Below are 19,631 nucleotides of genomic sequence, written 5' to 3'. Positions count from 1 at the left end.
CTACTTGCCCAGGAACCGCTCCAGAACCTCCACCACGAAGCGGTGGTCCTGGAGCTGCGGCAGACCGGAGACGGTCACCGAGCCGACGACGCCGACGTTCTCGACGTGGATCGGGAAGGAGCCGCCGTGGGCCGCGTAGGTGTCGGCGTCGAGGCGCGAGGAGTCCTCGAACGTCGTGCCCTTGGCGCGGAAGCGGGCGCCGACCAGGTAGGAGGAGGCGCCGTAGCGCTCCACCACCCGGCGCTTGCGGGCGATCCAGGCGTCGTTGTCCGGGGTGGAGCCGGGCAGGGCGGCGTGGAAGAGCTGCTGGCCCGCGCGGTGGATGTCGATGGCGACCGGGGCCTGGCGCTCCCGGGCCAGCTCGACCAGGAGCGAGCCGATGGTCCACGCGTCGTCGTAGGTGAACTGCCGGAAGACCAGGTGGCGTTCCTGAGCCTCCAGTTCCTCCACGCTCGGGGTGATCTCGGGGGCGAACTTCGGGGTGATCTGCGGGTGGTGCATCAGAGGGTCACCGTCACCTTGTCGCGGGCGGACCGGGCGGCCGCCTCCAGTACGTCGAGGGCGTCGGCCGCCTCCAGGGCGGTCACCGGGTTGGGTCCGTCGCCGGTGACGGCCGCCGCCACGGCCGCGTAGTAGGCGGGGTAGTCGCCGGGCACGGTCGGCACGGGACGGCCGCCGTCGGTCAGCGGGGACTCGCCGGCGCCCAGGCGGCCCCACAGGGTCTCGGGCTCCCCGCCCCAGGCGGGGCCGGGGCGCAGGCCCTCGCGCAGCGCCGCCTCCTGCGGGTCCAGGCCGTGCTTCACGTAGCCGGCCTCCGAGCCCAGCACCCTGAAGCGCGGGCCGAGCTGGGCGGTGGTCGCGGAGACGTACAGGTGGGAGCGGACGCCGCTTGCGTGGGTGAGCGCGATGAAGGTGTCGTCGTCCGTCTCCGCGCCGGCGCGGCGGGCGACGGTCTCGGCGTAGACCTCGGTGACCGGGCCGAAGAGCACCAGGGCCTGGTCGACGACGTGGCTGCCGAGGTCGTAGAGCAGACCTCCGATCTCCGCCGGGTCGCCGGACTCGCGCCAGCCGCCCTTGAGCTGCGGGCGCCAGCGCTCGAAGCGGGACTCGAAGCGCCAGACGTCGCCGAGCGCGCCCTCGTCGAGCAGCTTGCGCAGGGTCAGGAAGTCGTTGTCCCAGCGGCGGTTCTGGAAGACCGACAGCAGCAGGCCGCGCTCGTCGGCGAGGGCGGCCAGCTCGCGGGCCTCGGCGGCGGTGCCGGAGACGGGCTTGTCCACCACGACCGGCAGACCCGCCTTCAGCGCGGTGGTGGCGAGCGGGACGTGCGTCTTGTTCGGGGACGCGATGACGATCAGGTCCAGCTCGTCGGCGCGGTCGAACAGTTCCTCGGCGGTGGCGGCGATACGGACGTCCGGGAACTCGGCGCGGGCCTGCTCCTGCCGTTCCGGGTTCGCGGTGACCACCGTGTCCAGGGCGAGGCCCTCGGTGGCCGCGATCAGCGGGGCGTGGAAGACGGAGCCTGCGAGGCCGTAGCCGATGAGGCCGACGCGGAGGGGGGTACCAGTCATGCGTCCTACTTTCGCAACGCTGTTGCCAAAGTGCAAGCGGCGGGGACAATGGGTCGTGTGAACAGGACGAACGGCGGCATCGCGTGAACGGGACCGGGAACCGGACGAAGGGCGGTCCGGCGGGGGCGAATCTGCTTGCGGTGCGGTCCCACAACACCGCGCTCGTGCTCGACCTGCTGCGCGGCGCGGGGGCGGAGGGGATCAGCCGGCTGGAACTGGCCGAGCGTACGGGGCTGACCCCGCAGGCCGTCAGCAAGATCACCGCGCGGCTGCGGGAGGCGGGACTCGCGGCGGAGGCCGGGCGCCGGGCGTCCACCGGGGGCAAGCCGCGCACCGTACTGCGGCTCGTGCCGGAGGCCGGGCACGCGGTGGGGGTGCATCTGGACCGGGACGAGCTGCGGGTGGTGCTGGTCGATCTCGACGGCACGGTGGTGGGGGAGCGGCGGCGGGAAGTCGGGCTGGGGTTCGGGGCCGGGGTCCGTGACGGGGCTGAGGTCCCTTACGGGGCTGAGGTCCGTGACGGGGCTGAGGTCCCTTACGGGGCTGAGGTCCCTTACGGGTCCGAGGTCCCCTGCGGGTCCGAGGTCCCTTACGGGTCCGAGGTCCCCTACGGGGCCGGTGTCCCTGGTGGGGCTGCGGTCCCCTACGGGGCTGAGGTCCCTTACGGGTCCGAGGTCCCTGATGGGGCTGAGGTCCCCTACGGGGCCGGGGGCGTGACCTCCGGCGGGGGTGGAGGTGGAGGCGCCGGCGGCGGCGGCGGAGGTGAGGCCCGGGGGCGGGCCGAGGACGTGGTGCGGGCGGTCGCCGGGGAGGTCGCGGCGCTGGTGGACGCGGTCCTGGGCGACGGGAACGGCGACCGGCGTGACGCCGGGGACCACGGGCTCGCGGGTGCCGGCACGCTGCTCGGGGTCGGGGTCGCGCTGCCCGGACCGCTCGACCACGCCCGGGGCGTGCTGCACCGGGTCACCGGGTTCCCGGAGTGGGAGGGGTTTCCGCTGCGCGACGCGCTCGCCGAGCGGCTCGGGGTGCCGGTGGTGGTGGACAAGGACACGAACGCGGCGGCCCTCGGGCTGTCCGTCGGCGGGGCGGGCGGCTCGTTCGCGTACCTGCACCTCGGTACGGGGCTCGGGGCCGGCCTGGTGATCGGCGGGAGCATGCACCGGGGGGCGCGGACCGGGGCCGGGGAGTTCGGGCACCAGGTGATCCAGCTGGACGGGCCGCCGTGCGGATGCGGGGACCGGGGCTGCATGGAGGCGCTGTGCCTGGCGGCCGTGTCCCGGGGGGACGTCGCGGAGGCGGCGCGCGTGCTCGGGGTGGGCGCCGGGAATCTGGTGGGACTGCTGGACATCGACCTCGTCCTGCTCGGCGGGCGGACGATCGCCGGGGCGCCGGAGGCGTACGTGCACGGCGTCGCCGAGGTCCTCGCGGCGCGGGCCCGGCGGGAGGGGATGCCCGGTGGCACGGTCCCGGTACGGGTGGCTCCGGGCGGGGAACGGGGAGTGGCCGAGGGGGCCGCGCAGTTGCTGCTGGCGCCGATGTTCGGACGGGCGGACAGCTGAGGCGTTCTTCATGGCAGGGGGGAGGGCGCCCCTTGCTCGCGCGGTTTCCCGTGCCCCTTGCTCGCGTGCCGTCCGCCGACAGGGCGTCCGAGCCGCACAGTCGGTCGTACAGTCCGTCCCGCCGTGCGCCTGCGCTGATCGAGCGGACTTGGGGCCGTCCACGGAGCGGCACCCCGTACGACGGGCCTCGACCCGACATGGTCATGTGTTCATGCGATTGTGTACGTCCCTGTCCCTCTGCCTCACCGCAGCCGCTCTCCTGGTACCCGCCGTGTCGGACGCCGCCCACGCCGACGCGACCCCCTCCTGCGCGGCCCCCGGCGACCGCACTTTTCCGCTGGCCACCCGCATCCACGGCGGCCCCGCCTCCTACGAGGCCGGTGGAGACCACGGCACCTGGTACATCGACCTCACCAACACCACCGGCCGGGCCTGTAACGGCGTTCACCCGGTCATCGTCCTCACCGACGACAAACACACCCTGAAACCGTCGCAGCCCCATCTGGACTTCTACGACGGCGCCCGTGCCCGGCCCGTCCGGTTCGAGAGCACGGACGAACAGGAGCTGGTCGGCGTGTTCGACGCGGAAGGGTTCGCCGGGTTCACCGTGGCGCCCGGCAAGACCGTCACCGTCAAGGTGAGGCTCGCCCTCACCGCCGACGCCGCCCCCGAACAGGTCACCGCCAACGCGGCCGTCGTCCAGCGCCGGGGCCAGGACGGCGAGTGGATCGGGGAGTCGGACGACTACCGGTTCGCGATCGCCGCCGCCGACCGGGACCCCGACCGGGATGCCGACCGGGGTGCCGGCCACGACCAGGACGGAGGCGGTACGACGGCGGCGCAGGACCCGGAGCAGCCAGGCGGCACCCGGACGGGGCAGGCGCAGCCGGGGGAGACCCGGAGCGGCCAGGCCGAGAGCGGCCGGGACCAGAACGGCGCGGCGCGGACGGGGCAGCCCTGGACGGACGAAGCCGGGGCGGGACAGGCCCAGGACGCCACCGGTACGGCGGCCACGCCCCCCGGGGTCGCCACGTCCACCACCCCCCACTCCACCGCGTCCCCCTCCGCCACGCCGTCCACCGGCGGAAGGACCCCCGGCGCCGCGCTCCCCCTCGCCCAGGAGGCGCAGGAGGCCGGCCAGCGGGCCCGCGAACTCGCCCGCACCGGTCTCGGACTGGCGCGCGGGCTGCTCACGGCCACCGCCGTGCTCCTGGCCGTGGGCGGCAGCGCGTTCCTGCTGTCCCGCAGACGCCGCTGACAGCCGCGGGTGTGCCGGGCCCCATCCCGGTACACCCGCGCACCTGCCTTCCCCGCCTGCCCCCGTGAATGGCCGGCTGGGCGGGGCGGCGCGCCAACTGGCCGTACCCGGCCTGCTCGTGCGCCGGGTGCGGCCGCAGATGATGCGGACCGCTCACCACCTCCGGGCCCACGGCGGCACCGAGTTCCGTGCCGCGGGTGCCACCCATGTCCTCGACTCGGTCGCGGAGTTGCCCACCCCGCCCCCACCCTGCTCCCGCCCTGCTCGACGGAGGCCGGTGAGGCGCGACGCGGCGCGGCCGGCCGGAAGGGGCACCCGCTCGGGACTCCACCGAGCAGACCGCACCGGGCCACCCACACCCGCCCGAGCCGGACGCGCCCGCCCGAGCCGGACGGTCTCACCCGGGCCACCCACACCCGCCCGGGCCACCCACACCCGCCCGAGCCGGACGCGCCCGCCCGAGCCGGACGGTCTCACCCGAGCCACCCGGCCCCGCGCCAGCCACCCGGCCCCGCGCCAGCCACCCGGCCCCGCGCCAGCCACCCGGCCCCGCGCCAGCCACCCGCACCCGCCCCAGCCACCCGCACCCGCCCCAGCCACCCGCACCCGGCCGGGTCCGAGATCAGGTCGTCCTGACTAGGCTGGGGGCGTCGGTACGCCGTGGTTCCGGCGCCCCCAGCCTTTCTTGACCGTACGCACGCCAGGAGACGCACATGGCAGACCGCAGGCACGTCGACAGGCCCATCGAGTCGTGGCTCACCGACATGGACGGCGTCCTGATCCACGAGGGTGTCCCGATCCCCGGTGCCGACGCCTTCCTGAAGAAGCTGCGCGAGGCCGAGCGGCCCTTCCTCGTGCTCACCAACAACTCCATCTACACCGCCCGCGACCTGCACGCCCGGCTCCAGCGGATGGGCCTGGAGGTGCCGGTGGACAACATCTGGACCTCGGCCATGGCCACCGCCCAGTTCGTGGCCGACCAGCGGCCCGGCGGCAGCGCCTATGTCATCGGTGAGGCAGGCCTGACCACCGCCCTGCACGACGTCGGCTACATCCTCACCGACCACGACCCCGACTTCGTGATCCTCGGCGAGACCCGCACGTACTCCTTCGAGGCCATGACGAAGGCCGTCCGCCTCATCAACGACGGCGCCCGGTTCATCGCCACCAACCCCGACAACGTCGGCCCGTCCACCGAGGGGGCGCTGCCCGCCACCGGCTCCGTCGCCGCGCTGATCACCGCCGCCACCGGCAAGAAGCCGTACTTCGTCGGCAAGCCCAACCCGCTGATGATGCGTGCCGGGCTCAACCAGATCGGCGCCCACTCGGAGACCTCCGCGATGATCGGCGACCGCATGGACACCGACGTCCTCGCCGGCCTGGAGGCCGGGATGCGCACCTTCCTGGTCCTGACCGGCGTCACCCAGGCGGACGACATCGACCGCTACCCCTTCCGTCCGTCCCGGGTCGTCGACTCGATCGCGGACCTGGTCGACCTCGTCTGAACGATCATCCGACCGGGGGATACCAAACCCCTTCCGCGCCCTCTCTCGCCCGGATGGAGCAATCGGGCACCCCCTGAGGATGCGGCGGAGCGCCGTACGAGGGAGCCTCCCAATATCTGGAGGTTCACGATGGGCTCACTTCGCCTCACTCTCTGTACTGGAATCCTTGCCGCCGCCGCGTTCACGCCGACGGCCCACGCGGCGGACGGGGGCACGCGCGACGGCGGAGTCACCGTGACCCCGGCCTCTCCGGCGCCGGGTGCCGACGTGTCCCTGCGGGTGCGCGACTGTTCCGCCTCGCAGGGCACCGCCACATCCGACGCGTTCGTCTCCGACGCCCGCCTGACCGGCGCCCAGGGCACGCTGACGGGAGAGACCCGCTTGCGCTCGGCCGCCGAGCCGGGTTCCTACGATGTCCGGGTCACCTGCGCCGGCCAGGTCCTGACCGGTCGGATGACGGTCGCGGGAACACCCGTCGGCGACTCGGATCACTCCTCGGATTCGGCGTCCGACACGGAACCCCTCACCGGCGAGTCGCCCGTCGCCCCGGTCCACGCGGGCGGCGGCGGCACCGCCGTCACCACGGCCACCGGCACCGGCGTCGGCATGGGCATCGGTGCCGGTACCGGCGCCGCGCCGGGCATCGAGGACACGACCCACTTCGCCACGGTCGCCACCACGGGGTCCGGCCCCGGCACGCTGCAGGCGTTGACCGGCCTCGCCCTCGCGGGATGCGCCGCGGCCGCCGTCGGGGTGCTCAGATCCCGCCGGAGCCGCGGTACGGGCTGAGGGCCCCCGCGATGTCCGACGACGAGCACGGGCGCTCCACCGGCACCGGGCGGCTGATCACGGCCGTGGCCTGGACGGTCCTGCTGCTCGGTCTGTGGCTGTGGGGCCGCGACGTGACCGGCGTGCCGGCGAACCCGTCCGGGCCGGCGAGCGGTGACGTGGCGGGCCTCGGCCGTGACGCCGGCACGGGCTATCTGCCCGCCCCGGCCAAGCCGCTGGAGCGGTCGGTCCCACAGCGCGTCGACATCCCCGAACTCGGCGTGCAGGCACCGGTGGTGGCCCGCGGCCTGGACAGCCGGGGCGCCATCGACCCGCCGCCGTTCGACCAGGCCGGCGTGGTCGGCTGGTACGGCGCCGGTGCCACTCCCGGAGCGGCCGGCACCGCACTGCTGGTCGGGCACGTCGACACCCGGACCCGGCCCGCCGTCTTCTACAAGCTCAGCACCCTCACGCCCGGCGAGACGGTCCGGGTGGTCCGCGCGGACGCCAAGGTCGCCGAGTTCACCGTCGACGACGTCGAGGTCCTGCCCAACGACCACTTCGACGCCCGCCGCGCCTACGGCACCCGCGTCGCGGGCCGCGCCGAACTCCGCCTGATCACCTGCGGCGGCGTCTTCGACCCCGTCAGCGGCGGCTACACGGCCAACGTGGTGGTCTCGGCGTACCTCACCGGCACCGCCCCCTGATCCGATCCCCCGCGCCCCTGATCCCCCCTGATCACCCCCTGATCCCTCCCCCTGATCCCTCCCCCTGATCTCCCTTGGTCCCCCCTGATCACCCCCGCCCCCCGGGCCCCGCGCCGGCACCTTCGCGCAAGGCACCTCCGCGCCCCCGGTCCTCGCGCGGCCTCGTGACCGGCGGGGGCGGTATGTAACGATTGGCGCCCGGAACGATGCGCCCAGGGGGGATCGCATGGACGACGGCAGGGGGGACCGCCCGGTGAAACGGGCGAGGGCGCGGACAGGGGTGTCCGCGGTGCTGCTGGGGGCGGCACTGCTGGTCGCCGGCTGCTCCTCCGGAGGCGGAAGCGGGGGGCGGAGCCGGAGCCGGAGACGGGAGCCGAGGGGGAACCCCGACCGGAGCCGGAGCCGGAGCCGGAGCCGGAGCCGGAGGCGGGGACGAGGCGTCGGACGCGAAGGCGCGGATCACCCAGCGGCCCAAGGCCGCAGACCCCTTCTGGGTCAACCCGGACGGCACCGCGGCCCGGCAGGTCGCCGCCTACGAGAAGGCCGGCAGGAAGACCGAGGCCGCGCAGATCCGGAAGATCGCCGAACAGCCGACGGGGGAGTGGATCGGCCCGGAGGACCCCGAGCGCGAGGCCCGCGGCTTCACCGAGGCCGCCGAGAAGTCCGACCGCACCGCCCTGCTCGTCCTCTACAACATCCCGCACCGCGACTGCGGCCAGTACTCGCAGGGCGGCGCCGCCGACGGCGACGCCTACCGCGCCTGGATCGACGCGGTCGCCCGGGGCATCGGCGACCGCGCCGCCACCGTGATCCTCGAACCCGACGCCGTGCTCCACCTCGCCGACGGCTGCACCCCCGAGGAGTTCCACGAGGAGCGCTACGACCTCCTCAAGGGCGCCGTCACCCGGCTCAAGTCCCTTGAGCGCGCCAAGGTCTACCTGGACGCCGGCAACGCCGGCTGGAGCCGCCCCGACCGGATCGTCCCCTCGCTCCAGCGGGCCGGCGCCGACCGGGCCGACGGCTTCGCCGTCAACGTCTCCAACTTCTACTCCACCCCGGACTCCCTCACCTACGGCAAGCGGCTCTCGGCGAAGACCGGCGGCAAGCACTTCGTCGTCGACACCAGCCGCAACGGCAACGGCCCCTACACGGCGGGTGACCCGGACGAGCGCTGGTGCAACCCGCCCGGCAGGGCGCTGGGCGAGCCCCCGACCACGAGGACCGGGGACCCGCTGGCGGACGCCTACCTGTGGGTGAAGCGTCCGGGCGAGTCCGACGGCACCTGCAAGGGCGGCCCCAAGGCGGGCGACTGGTGGCCCGCCTACGCCCTGCGGCTGGCCGGGGCGTAGGCGCGGAGCCCATCTCCAGCGGTTCCTTGCCGGGCACGAAGGTGGTCAGGAAGGCGACCCGGGTGCCGGTCTCGGGCACCACCGGGACCGGATCGCGGGCGACGAGGGTGGCGTGCGCGTTCGACAGCACGGTCATGCAGCGGAAGAACTCGATCAGGCCGATCGAGACCAGCATCACGGTGTCCAGCGCCGGCAGGAAGTCGTGGACGGGATAGTCGCGTTCGGTCCAGTGCTCGGGCTGGAGCAGCCAGGCCAGCAGGACCAGGGACAGCAGTGGCGCGGCGCCCAGCATGAGCGCCGCGCGTATCCGGTGCGGCTCCTGCGCGAGCAGCGAGCGGTACCGCACCCGGTAGGGCTCCCCCGGAGCCGGCTGGGTGAGGGGGCCGGCGAGCCGGCTGTAGTGCTCGTAGTCGTATCGCGGCAGGCTGCCCCTGACCGGATGCGAGTGGCCGGTGCGGTGCGCGACGGTTCTCGGCCGTGCGGTCGGTGACGGGTCGTCGTGCGGATCGTGGTTCCGGTCGTGGCTCTGCCGGGCGCCCTTCGGCGTCGACGTCATGAGTCATCCCCCCACACGCGGGTCAACGCGTGTCCGTCGGTCTTCCGCCCGCTCGGCGCTCCCCGGCCGGCACGGACGTGTCAGTGGTGCGTCACCGTCGCCGCGTCCTGCCCACCCCTGCGGACGGGACGGTGATCTTCCGGTCGCGTGATGCCCCCCTGGGCACCGGTGCGCGGGCGGGTCCCCCTCCCCGCCGGTCGGCAACCGCTTGCTTCACCCCAACTACCGTTGTTCCACAGCATCGTGGGCAACCAGGGTTCTATGGCGTCCGGCATGATCGCAAGACACGAAACGCGCTGTTTACCGGTCAAACCAGTTCATTGTGGAGCGGGTGGGGTTCCGGGGGTTCGGGTGGCCCGGTGGGGGAGAGACGGGCGTGGGCATCGCCGAAGCGGTCTTACGTGACCCCCTCCGCCCGTGCGGAGTCGCCGGACCGGACGGCGTGCGGGATCTCCCGGTGCCGTCGGCGGGCGACCCGCGGATCCCGCGGCACGTCCACCCGGCCGGCCTCGACGACCTCCGGCGCCTGCGCCGCTTCGCCCGAGGGAGGGAGGTCGGCGGTCGATGGGGCGCTTCTTGATCCGCCCGCTTGATCCGCTCGCGGAGGCCCCCGGGCCGCCACGTCCGGAGGTGTCCGGCCATACGGGAACAGGCCCCCCGCGTGTGCGAGAGGCCTGTTCCTTGTCTGTGCGCCGCCAGGGACTCGAACCCCGGACCCGCTGATTAAGAGTCAGCTGCTCTAACCAACTGAGCTAGCGGCGCTTGCTGACAGAGAAAACTCTACATGACCTGGAGGGGTGGTTCCGGCCAGGCGATGTTCCCCGGGTGGCCTCGGGGAACCCCCGGGGGCGTCCCCTGGGGGGCGCCGCCCGGGCTGTACATCATTCGGACCGTCAACATGCGCGTCTCGCGGACAGTTGTGAAACTGATCAACGTGCACACTCGCGGACAAACCCACCCCGAATGTGAGGTAGATCGCATGGCGGCTCCGGTGTTCGAGGAATTCGATCCCGCGAGCGACTGCGACTGCCCCGGCTGTGTCCAGCGGCGCCGGATGTCCCCCCGGTCGCTGTCCGGTCACCCCTGCGGCCGCCCGGCGGTCCGAGGCGTCGTGGTCGTGGCCGCCGCCGCGTCCGCCGCCCTCGGCGCGGCCGTCCCGGCCGCCGCCCAGGCAGCCCCCCACTCCCCGCCCCGTCCCGGCTCCCCCGCGGGGGACGCCGGGCCCGAGACCCCGCAGGGCCCCAAGGCCCCGCTGCACGGTCCGGCCGGCCAGCCCGTCAAGCCCGCCACCCGGATCACCACCATCACGCGCACCGAGATCATCAACCGGGCCAAGACCTGGGTGACCGCGAAGGTGCCGTACAGCATGACCTCCTACTGGAAGGACGGTTACCGGCAGGACTGCTCGGGCTACGTCTCCATGGCCTGGGGGCTGCTCTCCAACGAGTGGACCGGCAGCCTCGACCAGTTCGGGGTGAAGATCACGAAGGAGGAGCTCCAGCCCGGCGACATGCTGCTCTTCCACAACCCGGCCAACCCGGAGAAGGGCTCCCACGTGGTGATCTTCGGCGGCTGGACGGACTACACGCACACGTACTACACGGTGTACGAGCAGACCCCGCCGCACGCCCGCAGCCAGGCCACCCCGTACCCCTACTGGACCAACGCGGACAAGTACGTCCCCTACCGCTACAAGGGCGTGGTCGCCGGCACGGCGGGCGCGCAGGCGGGCGGTGCGGCCAAGACGCCGGTCCCGTTCCCGGGCGCGCGGTCCTTCGGTCCGGGGGCCGACAACAAGTACGTGACCATGCTCGGCGAGATGCTGGTGGCCAGGGGCGGCCGCTCCTTCTACGCCAAGGGTCCCGGTCCGGTCTGGGGCGAGGCCGACCGGCGGGCGACGCAGGCGTTCCAGAGGGCCCAGGGCTGGACCGGCGCGGACGCCGACGGACTGCCCGGGACCCGTACCTGGGAACTGCTGATGACCGGCGAGGGCAAGCCCATCCCCGGCGGCGGATCCACGGCACCCGGTTCCGGTTCCGGCTCCCAGGTGCCCGCCGGCACGGGCTCCGGTGTCCCCGCCTCGCACGGGGTGCCCGGGTATCCCGGCCGGAACTACTTCCGTCCGGGCGCGGACAACGACTACGTCGCCCAGCTGGGACGGCAACTGGTGAAGAAGGGATTCGGCAGGTTCTACAGCGAGGGGCCCGGTCCGGTCTGGGGCGAGGCGGACCGGCGGGCCGTGGAGGCGTTCCAGCGCGCCCAGGGCTGGCGCGGCGGCGCGGCGGACGGCTACCCGGGACCGGAGACCTGGCGCCGGCTGTTCGCCTAGCCGGCTTCGCCGCGGGGCGCTGTCGCGGGTCTTCTCGCACGGAGCCCCGCACGGAGCCCCGCACGGAGTCCGGCGTGGAGACCCGCCCACGTCCCCTTCCCGTTCGCATTTCCCGTTCTCATTCCCTTGTCATGACGCGTCTGGCGCGGAGGCTGGAGGCACGCATGAGTACGACCACGTCACACACGCCCGAACCCGAGGAGTACGCGGAGGGCGCGCCGGGTGTCACCGGTACGGCCACCCGGCCGCCCCGGCTCATCCAGAACGAGGCGACCACGGAGATCCCCGTCCATCTGCTGTTCCGTGACGAACCGGCCCCGGTGTCGGTGCCGTTGAAACCCGCCGTGGTGGGCCGCCGGCAGGGCACCGGCGAGCAGCCGCGCCTCGGCCGCCCGGCCGCCCAGGTCCGCGGCCGGCCGGCACCCCAGGTCGACCCGGAGCTGATGGAGCAGCCGGCGCGGGTGCTGCCCGGAGCGGCCGGGCTGTGCGCCGGGGTGAGCGGTGCCGCGGGGTGCCTGGCCACCTCGTGGTGGGCGGGGGTGCTCCCCTCGCTCGCGACGGAGGCGCTGCGCCTGCCGGTGCACGCGGGCGCGGGGCTCGGTCCCGCGCAGTGGGCGGCGTACGCGGGAGCCGGGGCGCTCGGCCTGTGCGGCTTCGGCGGGCTGACCCGGGGCCGGACCGGGCGGGCCTGGGTGCTCGGCCTGTTCGGCCGCTACCGGGGAACCGTCCGTCGTACCGGGCTGCTCTGGGTGAACCCGCTGCTGCGCCGCCGCCGGGCCGACGTGCGGCTGCGGCACTGGCGCAGCGAGGCGATGCCGGCGGCGGACGCGAGCGGGGTGGCGCTGCGGGTGGTCGTCCTGGTGGTGTGGCGGGTGCGGGACACCGCGCGCGCCCTGCTCGGGATCGAGGACCACGAAACCTATCTGCGCGAGTGCGTGGAGGCGGCGCTGCTGCGGGTGCCGGTGGAGTCGCCGGGCGGGACGCGGAGCGGGGTGGACGCGGCGGCGGACGTGCTGACCCGGCTGGTGGCGGCGGACGCGGCGGCGGTCGGCCTGGAGGTGTTCTCGGTCCGCCCGCTGCGGGTGGACTACGCCCCGGAGTTCGCCGCCGCGATGCACCGGCGCCGGATCGCCGCGCTGGACGCCCAGCAGCGGTCTTCGATGCTGGGCTCGGTCGTGGACTCCGTGGAGGACACGGTGACCCGGCTGACCGTGCGCGGGCTGGTCGAACTCGACGACTACGAGCGCAAGGTCCTGGTCCGGGACCTGACGGTGGCGTTCTGCTCGGGGCGCGGTGAACCGGGGTGAGGGCCCACGCGCGTCCGGGCGGGGGAGCCCGCGCGGCTGGTTTGGGCGGTTGGTATGGACATGTTCAACAGACGGCAATAATCTGGGGCTTGGTCTAGACCTACAGCACAGCTCGGCTCACTGAAACTCCCCCACGTTCTCCAGGAGCGGCAGCATGCGTACGAAGACCACGTTGTCCGCGGCCGTGCTGGCGCTGGTGACCGCCGGAGCCTTCGCGCTCTCCACCGGCGGTGCCAGCGGGCACGGCTACACCGACCTCCCCGTCAGCAGGCAGAAGCTCTGCCAGAACGGCACCGTGCCGAACTGCGGCGACATCCAGTGGGAGCCGCAGAGCGTCGAGGGCCCCAAGGGCTTCCCGGCCGCCGGACCCGCCGACGGCCAGCTCTGCAACGGCGGCGTGAGCCGCTTCGCCCAGCTCAGCTCGCCCGCCACCCCGTCCGGCGCGGCCTGGCCGACGACCCGGGTGACGGGAGGTCAGTCGTACACCTTCCGCTGGCAGTTCACCGCCATGCACGCCACGACCGACTTCCGCTACTACGTCACCAGGCCGGGCTGGAACCAGGGCCACGCCCTGTCCCGCTCCGACCTCAACCTGACCCCGTTCCTGACGGTGCCGTACAACGGGCAGCGCCCGCCGGCCACCCTCAGCCACAGTGGCACCCTGCCGGGCGGGCTGAGCGGCCACCACGTCATCCTCGCGGTGTGGACGATCGCAGACACGGGCAACGCGTTCTACGCCTGCTCCGACGTCACTTTCTGACTCCGCGCGCCGGGCTCGACCGGCCCGCCGGGCCCGGCGGGGAAACGTCGAAGGGCCCCTCGCTCTCGCGAGGGGCCCTTCTGCTGTGCGCCGCCAGGGACTCGAACCCCGGACCCGCTGATTAAGAGTCAGCTGCTCTAACCAACTGAGCTAGCGGCGCGTGACTCTCGCCTTCCGCTCTTCGCGGCCGGCGACAAAGAAAATACTACCTGGTCCTGGAGGGTGCTCGTGACCACCCGGCCGCGCCCTCCGTGGGGACCCCGCAGGGAACCCGTAGGGGCACCGCGGGACCCCGTGGAGCCCCTACGGGACATCTTCCACCGAAGCCCGTCCGCAGCGCCGCCCCGGCCGGCCTAGGGGGTGTCGTTTGGATCAGCTCGGGTCCGCGACGCCCGGCACGGCACCTCGCCGCGTTGTCCAAACGACACCCCCCTAGAGCGTCAGCGACAGCAGCACCGGGGCCGCGTTGCGGTTGAGCGTGTCGGCGGCCCGCTTCAGCCGGTGGGCGTGCTCCACCGGCAGGGACACGGCCAGACAGCCGACGGCTGAACCGGCGGTGATCGGGACGGCCGCGCAGACCGTGCCGATCGCGTACTCCTGGAGGTCCAGGACGGGCACGGTCGGCGGCTGCGACTCCAGGCGGGAGAGCAGCAGCTTGTCGCTGGTGATGGTGCGCGAGGTGAGGCGGGCCATCTTGTGCCGGGAGAGGTGGTCGCGGCGGCCGTTGTGGTCCAGCTGGGTCAGCAGGCTCTTGCCGACGGCCGTGGCGTGCGCGGAGTAGCGGAAGTCGACCCACTCGTTGACCGCCGGGGCGCCCGGCCCCGCGGCGTACTGGGTGACGTGGACCTCGCCGTCCACGTACCGGCTGATGTAGACGGCCGCGCCGACGGAGTCCCGCAGCCGGTCCAGCGTGTGCTGGAGCTTCTCGCGCAGGGCGCGCTCCCGGTCGTGCGCCGAGGTGAGCCGGCGCAGCGTGTCCCCGGTGACGTACGCCCCGTCGGCGATCTGCTCGACGTAGCCCTCCCGGCGCAGCATGCGCAGCAGGGTGGTCAGGCGTCCGCGGTCCAGGCCGGTGTCGCGGGCCAGGTCGGAGTCGGTGATGCCGGCGGAGTGACGGGCCACGGTCTCCAGGACGCGCAGCGCGTCCTGGGCCGAGTGGTACGGGGCGGTCGGCTCGTGCTTCAGCGCCACGGTTTCCCCCTGCGCTCGCTCTCTTGGCCGCGAAATCCGGTCGGCGGATCGGTTCCACGATAGCGGGCAAAGAGCCGAAGGGGAGGGGGTGTTGGCGAGATTGCGATGCTCACCGGCCCCTCCCAACTGCGACGCAGACCCTCTGGCATATGCCACAGTCACGACCCAGCGTGTGGACCTCGGCTCTTCCCGCCTGACAGCCCGTAGTCACAGGACCGCGCTGAGGAATTCCCGCGTACGATCCCGCTCCGGATCGCCGAAGATCTGCTCCGGCGGGCCCGCCTCGATGACCCGCCCGGAGTCGAACATCAGCACCTGATCCGAGATGTCGCGGGCGAAACCCATCTCGTGGGTCACGCACAGCATCGTGATGTCGGTGCTGCGTGCGATGTCCCTGAGCAGGTCGAGGACGCCCGCCACCAGCTCGGGGTCGAGCGCGGAGGTCACCTCGTCCAGCAGCAGCACACGCGGGCGCATCGCCAGCGCGCGGGCGATCGCCACCCGCTGCTGCTGGCCACCGGAGAGCCGGGTGGGCCGCGCGTCGCACTTGTCGGCGAGCCCCACCAGGTCCAGCAGCTCCCGCGCCCGCGCCTCGGCCTCGTCCCTGGACATGCCGAGCACCTGCACCGGCGCCTCGGTGATGTTGCGCAGCACGGACATGTTCGGGAACAGGTTGAACTGCTGGAACACCATCCCGATCTTCTTGCGGACCTCGCGGACCTGCTTCTCCGGCGCCGGGAACAGGTGCTCCCCGTCCACGGTGATCGTGCCCTCGTCCGGCTTGGTGAGGGTCATCAGCAGCCGCAGGATCGTGGTCTTGCCGGAGCCGGAGGGTCCGATCAGGGTCACGTGCCTGCCGGGCTGCACGGAGAAGTCCAGCCGGTCCAGCACGGTGTTCGATCCGAAGCGCTTGGTCACCCCTTCCAGGCGGATCAGCTCACCGCCGGCCGCGGCCGGCTCCGCGCTCGCGGCGGGTTCCTTCTTCACAGGCGTGTCAGCGGACAAGGCGTCGCTCCAGGGCTCGCAGGACAAGGGAGGCCAGGTAGGAGATGAGGATGAAGGCCACGCCGATCACGGTGACCGGCTCGGTGAACTGGAAGTGCGCCTGGGAGAAGAGCCGGGCCCGGCCGAGCATCTCCAGGACGGTGATCACCATGAGCATCGGCGTGTCCTTGAGCATGGCGATCACGTAGTTGCCGAGCGCGGGGACCACCCGGCGGATCGCCTGCGGCAGGATCACCGCGGTCCAGATCCGGTGCCGGGGCAGGTTCAGCGCCGTCGCCGCCTCCCACTGGCCCGCCGGCACCGCCTCGATGCCGGCCCGGTAGACCTGCATGGTGTACGTCGAGTAGTGCAGCCCGAGCGCGAACACGCCGGTGGCCAGTGCCGAGAACGTCAGGCCCCACTCGGGCAGCACGTAGAAGAGGAAGAACAGCTGCACCAGCAGCGGGGTGTCGCGCACGAACTCCGTGACGGCCTCGACCGGCCAGCGCACCCACCGGGTCGGCGCTCGCGTCAGCAGCGCCCACACCAGCCCGAGGCCGAAGGACAGCAGCGAGCCGAGGGCCACGGCCTGGAGGGTGACGAGCAGGCCCTTCCAGAGGTCGGGCAGGAAATCACCGACCGCGTTCCAGTCCCACCTCATGCGACACCGTCCCCACTGGCCACGCCGGCCCCGACACCGGTCGTCCGCGCCCGCTTGAGTTCCCGTGCCGCCGACTCCGTGCCGGCGTCCCGGCCCACCGAGGCCTTCAGCCGCTTCTCCAGCGAGCGCATCAGCCGGGTCAGCGTGAAGGCGATCACGAAGTAGATCAGCAGGACGTAGCCGTAGATCTCCGCGCTCTGCTGCAACGCCAGCCGCACCAGGTTGGCGCTGAACGTCAGGTCGCCCATGCCCATGACGGACACCAGCGCGGTGCCCTTGAGGAGTTCGACCAGCAGGTTGCAGAAGGACGGGATCATCTCCGGCACCGCCTGCGGCAGCACGATCAGCCGCATCCGCTGGGCGGGCGTGAGGCTCAGCGCGATGCCGCCCTCCCGCTGCGCCGGATCGACCGCGTTCAGCGCGCCGCGCACGATCTCCGAGCCGTACGCGCCGTACGTCAGCCCGAGCGCCAGCGTGCCCGCCCACAGCGGCACCAGCTGCCAGCCGAAGGCGACCGGCAGTACGAAGAACACCCAGAAGATCATCACCAGCGCCGAGGTGCCGCGGAACACCTCGGTGTAGCAGCCGGCGGCGAAGCGCACGAGCCTGCTTCGGTGGGTGCACGCGACACCGACGGCGAAGGACACCGCCGTGGCCAGCAGCGCGCCGAACACCAGCAGTTGAAGGGTGGTCCAGACGCCTTCCAGTACGAGTTTCCAGAGCCCTGGGGTCATCCGCCGCACAGCTCCTTCGCGGTGAGGTCCGTCATCTCGGCCCTGGTGAAGCCGAAGGGCCGCAGGATCCTGAGTAGTTCGCCGCTCTTCCTGAGCCCGCGCAGTTCGGCGTTGAAGGCGTCCCGCAGCCGTGTCTCGGCCGAACGGAACGCGAACGCGCCCCCGTCCACACGCGGTTCACCCTTGACGAGAGGTGCGAAGGGCTTGATGGCCTCGGCCTTGGCGGACTTCCTCACCACCTCGCGGACGGTGACGGCCGTACCGGCGAACACGTCGACCCGCCCGGCCTCCACCGCGTTCAGTCCGGCGACCTGGTCCGGGACGACCAGGATGTCGCTCTCCTCGTACCCGGCCTCCACCGCGTGCTGGATCTGGGCGTATCCGGTCCCGGTGGCGAACCGTGCCTTCTTCGCCACCACGTCCTCGTAGGAGTGCAGCCCCTTCGGGTTGCCCTTGCGGACGGCGAACGAGTCCAGCATCTGGTAGTCGGGATCGGCGAAGATCACCTGTGCGCAGCGCTCGGGGTTGACGTACATCCCGGCGGCCACGACGTCGAACTGCTGGGAGTTGAGCCCGGGGATGAGCGAGCCGAACTCGGTCGGCACCGGCTGCACCCGGTGCACCCCGAGCCGTCCGAACACCGCCTTCGCCAACTCGGGTGCCTCGCCGGTGAGACGGCCGTCCCTGTCGATGTAGCCGAAGGGGATCTCGCCGGCGATCCCGAGCCGTACGACACCCTGCGCGCGCAGCCGGCCGAGGAGGTCGCCGCCGTTCGCGCCGGACGCCGAGGCCACGCGCGTACAGCCCGTGGTCCCCAGCGCCCCCCACGCGCCGAGCGCCGTGGCGCCGGCGAGGACCGAACGCCTGCTGTGTCTGTCTCCCGGCCGCCGCGGCGGGGGTGTGCCGTTCCCAAGTGGTGGAGCCATGGCGGCGCGGCTACCCCGGCGCAGGCGTCCTATGCACCACGGTTCTCCGGGCTGTTCGAGGGCGCGGGGTCAGCTCTCGTGGAGGGTGAGGCCGGCGTCGTACAGGGCGTGGGCGGCCCGCAGCACCAGGTCGTCGCGGTGCCGGGCGGCCACGATCTGCAGACCGACCGGCAGGCCTCCGCCGTCGCTGCCGTCCGTGCCGACCGGGACGGACGCGGCGGGCTGCCGGGTCATGTTGAAGGGGTAGGTGAACGGCGTCCACCCGGTCCAGCGGCGCAGCCCGGAGCCCGCCGGCACCTCCTCGCCCGCCTCGAACGCCGTGATCGGCAGGGTGGGCGTGACCAGGAGGTCGTAGCGCTCGTGGAAGCGGCCCATCCGGCGGCCGAGGTCCGCGCGCACCTCCACCGCGGCCAGATGGTCCAGCGCGCTCGACCGGGAACCCCTCGCGCACATCTCCCGCAGCCCGGGATCGAGCAACTGCCGCCGGTGCGCGGGGAGATGCTGGGTGAGACGGGCGGCGCCGGCGGACCACAGGGTGTGGAAGGCCGCCACCGGATCGCTGAAGTCCGGGTCGGTCTCCTCGACGTAGGCGCCGAGGTCCGCGAGTGCGGCCACCGCCTGCCGTACGGCCGCCGCGACCGCCGGGCGGACGGCCACCTGCCCGCCCAGCGAGGGCGAGTACGCCACCCGCAGTCCGCGCACCCCCTTGTCCAGCCCGGCCCGGAACGACTCCGGCGCCGGGGGCAGCGCCGACCAGTCGCGCGGGTCGGGGCCGGAGATGACGTCCAGCATCAGCGCCGCGTCCGCCGCGTCCCTCGTCATCGGGCCGACGTGCGAGAGCGAGCCGAACGCGCTCGCCGGATACAGGGGCACCCTGCCGTACGTCGGCTTCAGCCCGAAGATCCCGCAGAACGCGGCCGGGATGCGGATGCTGCCGCCGCCGTCCGTGCCCAGCGACAGCGGACCCGCGCCGAGGGCGACGGCCGCGGCGCTGCCGCCGCTGGAACCGCCCGCCGTGCGGGACGGGTCGTGCGGGTTGCGGGTGATCCCGGACAGCGCGGAGTCCGTCACGCCCTTCCAGCCGAACTCGGGTGTCGTGGTCTTGCCGACGAACACCGCCCCGTGCTCACGCAGGCGCGCGACCGAGGGGGCGTCCTCGTCCCAACGTCCCTGTACCGGAACGGTTTTGGAGCCGCGCAGGGTCGGATGGCCGCGCAGCGGCAGCAGGTCCTTCACCGTCACCGGCACCCCGTCCAGCAGCCCGGCCGGCTCGCCCCGCCGCCAGCGCTCCTCCGACTCCCGTGCCCGCGCCGCCGCCTCCTCCTCCAGGAGGCGCGCGAACGCGTTGACCTCCGGCTGGATCCGGCGCGCCCGCTCCAGCACCTGTGCCGTCGCCTCGACGGGACTGAACTCGCCCTTGCGGTAGCCGTCGAGGAGCTGTACGGCGGTGAGGTCGGTGAGCTGCATGC

Annotated in this window: 16 protein-coding genes, 2 tRNA genes and 2 pseudogenes; 9 read left to right on the top strand and 11 right to left on the bottom strand. The window is 73.1% G+C overall.

Going from position 1 to position 19,631, the window contains the following annotated elements:
• Positions 1-501 carry a heme-degrading domain-containing protein gene (locus tag OIB37_RS14685; RefSeq protein WP_330458037.1) on the bottom strand — a complete coding sequence of 167 codons (501 nt, stop codon included), beginning with the start codon at positions 499-501 and terminating at the stop codon, positions 1-3.
• A complete protein-coding gene (locus tag OIB37_RS14680; RefSeq protein WP_330458036.1) occupies positions 501-1,568 on the bottom strand; it encodes a Gfo/Idh/MocA family protein in 1,068 nt (355 codons plus the stop codon). The genes OIB37_RS14685 and OIB37_RS14680 overlap by 1 nt, the downstream gene beginning before the upstream one ends.
• Positions 1,569-1,699: 131 nt before the next feature.
• On the opposite strand from OIB37_RS14680, the gene OIB37_RS14675 reads away from it, so the two are divergent.
• The 6 genes and pseudogenes from OIB37_RS14675 (at position 1,700) to OIB37_RS14650 (ending at position 8,714) form a co-directional block, all read left to right on the top strand.
• The gene (locus OIB37_RS14675) at positions 1,700-3,127 is read left to right on the top strand and encodes an ROK family protein (protein ID WP_443058269.1); all 1,428 of its coding nucleotides are present in this window, start codon (positions 1,700-1,702) and stop codon (positions 3,125-3,127) included.
• A 211-nt stretch (positions 3,128-3,338) separates the two neighbouring features.
• Positions 3,339-4,385 carry a hypothetical protein gene (locus OIB37_RS14670; protein ID WP_330458034.1) on the top strand — a complete coding sequence of 349 codons (1,047 nt, stop codon included), beginning with the start codon at positions 3,339-3,341 and terminating at the stop codon, positions 4,383-4,385.
• Positions 4,386-5,098: 713 nt separating this feature from the next.
• Positions 5,099-5,890 carry an HAD-IIA family hydrolase gene (locus OIB37_RS14665; protein WP_330458033.1) on the top strand — a complete coding sequence of 264 codons (792 nt, stop codon included), beginning with the start codon at positions 5,099-5,101 and terminating at the stop codon, positions 5,888-5,890.
• Positions 5,891-6,019: 129 nt separating this feature from the next.
• The gene (locus tag OIB37_RS14660; protein WP_330458032.1) at positions 6,020-6,679 is read left to right on the top strand and encodes a hypothetical protein; all 660 of its coding nucleotides are present in this window, start codon (positions 6,020-6,022) and stop codon (positions 6,677-6,679) included.
• Positions 6,680-6,690: 11 nt separating this feature from the next.
• Complete coding sequence (locus tag OIB37_RS14655) at positions 6,691-7,365, top strand: class F sortase (protein WP_330458031.1); 675 nt, start codon at positions 6,691-6,693, stop codon at positions 7,363-7,365.
• Between the two features lie 280 nt (positions 7,366-7,645).
• A pseudogene (locus tag OIB37_RS14650) lies at positions 7,646-8,714 on the top strand (glycoside hydrolase family 6 protein).
• A 10-nt stretch (positions 8,715-8,724) separates the two neighbouring features.
• Here OIB37_RS14650 and OIB37_RS14645 read toward each other — a convergent pair.
• Together OIB37_RS14645 and OIB37_RS14640 are read right to left on the bottom strand one after the other, a co-directional pair.
• Positions 8,725-9,270 (bottom strand): annotated as a pseudogene (locus OIB37_RS14645) (glycosyl transferase); the annotation flags it as partial.
• A gap of 688 nt (positions 9,271-9,958) precedes the next feature.
• A tRNA-Lys gene (locus OIB37_RS14640) sits at positions 9,959-10,032 on the bottom strand.
• 217 nt (positions 10,033-10,249) lie between these two features.
• Here OIB37_RS14640 and OIB37_RS14635 point away from each other — a divergent pair.
• The 3 genes from OIB37_RS14635 to OIB37_RS14625 all read left to right on the top strand — a co-directional run bounded on the left by OIB37_RS14635 (position 10,250) and on the right by OIB37_RS14625 (position 13,666).
• Positions 10,250-11,599 carry a peptidoglycan-binding protein gene (locus tag OIB37_RS14635; RefSeq protein WP_330458030.1) on the top strand — a complete coding sequence of 450 codons (1,350 nt, stop codon included), beginning with the start codon at positions 10,250-10,252 and terminating at the stop codon, positions 11,597-11,599.
• A gap of 164 nt (positions 11,600-11,763) precedes the next feature.
• Complete coding sequence (locus tag OIB37_RS14630; protein ID WP_330458029.1) at positions 11,764-12,906, top strand: SPFH domain-containing protein; 1,143 nt, start codon at positions 11,764-11,766, stop codon at positions 12,904-12,906.
• A 154-nt stretch (positions 12,907-13,060) separates the two neighbouring features.
• The gene (locus OIB37_RS14625; RefSeq protein ID WP_330458028.1) at positions 13,061-13,666 is read left to right on the top strand and encodes a lytic polysaccharide monooxygenase auxiliary activity family 9 protein; all 606 of its coding nucleotides are present in this window, start codon (positions 13,061-13,063) and stop codon (positions 13,664-13,666) included.
• Between the two features lie 86 nt (positions 13,667-13,752).
• Here OIB37_RS14625 and OIB37_RS14620 read toward each other — a convergent pair.
• The 7 genes from OIB37_RS14620 to OIB37_RS14590 all read right to left on the bottom strand — a co-directional run bounded on the left by OIB37_RS14620 (position 13,753) and on the right by OIB37_RS14590 (position 19,629).
• Positions 13,753-13,826 (bottom strand) — tRNA-Lys (locus OIB37_RS14620).
• A gap of 272 nt (positions 13,827-14,098) precedes the next feature.
• Complete coding sequence (locus tag OIB37_RS14615; RefSeq protein ID WP_330458027.1) at positions 14,099-14,857, bottom strand: IclR family transcriptional regulator; 759 nt, start codon at positions 14,855-14,857, stop codon at positions 14,099-14,101.
• A gap of 207 nt (positions 14,858-15,064) precedes the next feature.
• Positions 15,065-15,862, bottom strand: coding sequence for an ectoine/hydroxyectoine ABC transporter ATP-binding protein EhuA (gene ehuA / locus OIB37_RS14610; protein WP_330458026.1), 798 nt, complete (start codon positions 15,860-15,862; stop codon positions 15,065-15,067).
• Positions 15,852-16,502 carry an ectoine/hydroxyectoine ABC transporter permease subunit EhuD gene (gene ehuD / locus OIB37_RS14605; protein WP_330458025.1) on the bottom strand — a complete coding sequence of 217 codons (651 nt, stop codon included), beginning with the start codon at positions 16,500-16,502 and terminating at the stop codon, positions 15,852-15,854. The genes ehuA and ehuD overlap by 11 nt, the downstream gene beginning before the upstream one ends.
• Entirely contained in the window at positions 16,499-17,236 is a 738-nt protein-coding gene (ehuC, locus tag OIB37_RS14600) for an ectoine/hydroxyectoine ABC transporter permease subunit EhuC (protein ID WP_330458024.1), read from the bottom strand. The genes ehuD and ehuC overlap by 4 nt, the downstream gene beginning before the upstream one ends.
• Positions 17,233-18,162, bottom strand: coding sequence for an ectoine/hydroxyectoine ABC transporter substrate-binding protein EhuB (ehuB, locus tag OIB37_RS14595; RefSeq protein WP_330458023.1), 930 nt, complete (start codon positions 18,160-18,162; stop codon positions 17,233-17,235). The genes ehuC and ehuB overlap by 4 nt, the downstream gene beginning before the upstream one ends.
• Before the next feature lie 69 nt (positions 18,163-18,231).
• A complete protein-coding gene (locus OIB37_RS14590; protein WP_330458022.1) occupies positions 18,232-19,629 on the bottom strand; it encodes an amidase in 1,398 nt (465 codons plus the stop codon).
• Positions 19,630-19,631 lie beyond the last annotated feature (2 nt).

This window comes from Streptomyces sp. NBC_00820 (assembly GCF_036347055.1).
Taxonomy (GTDB): domain Bacteria; phylum Actinomycetota; class Actinomycetes; order Streptomycetales; family Streptomycetaceae; genus Streptomyces.
This window is presented reverse-complemented; position numbering and strand designations above follow the sequence as displayed.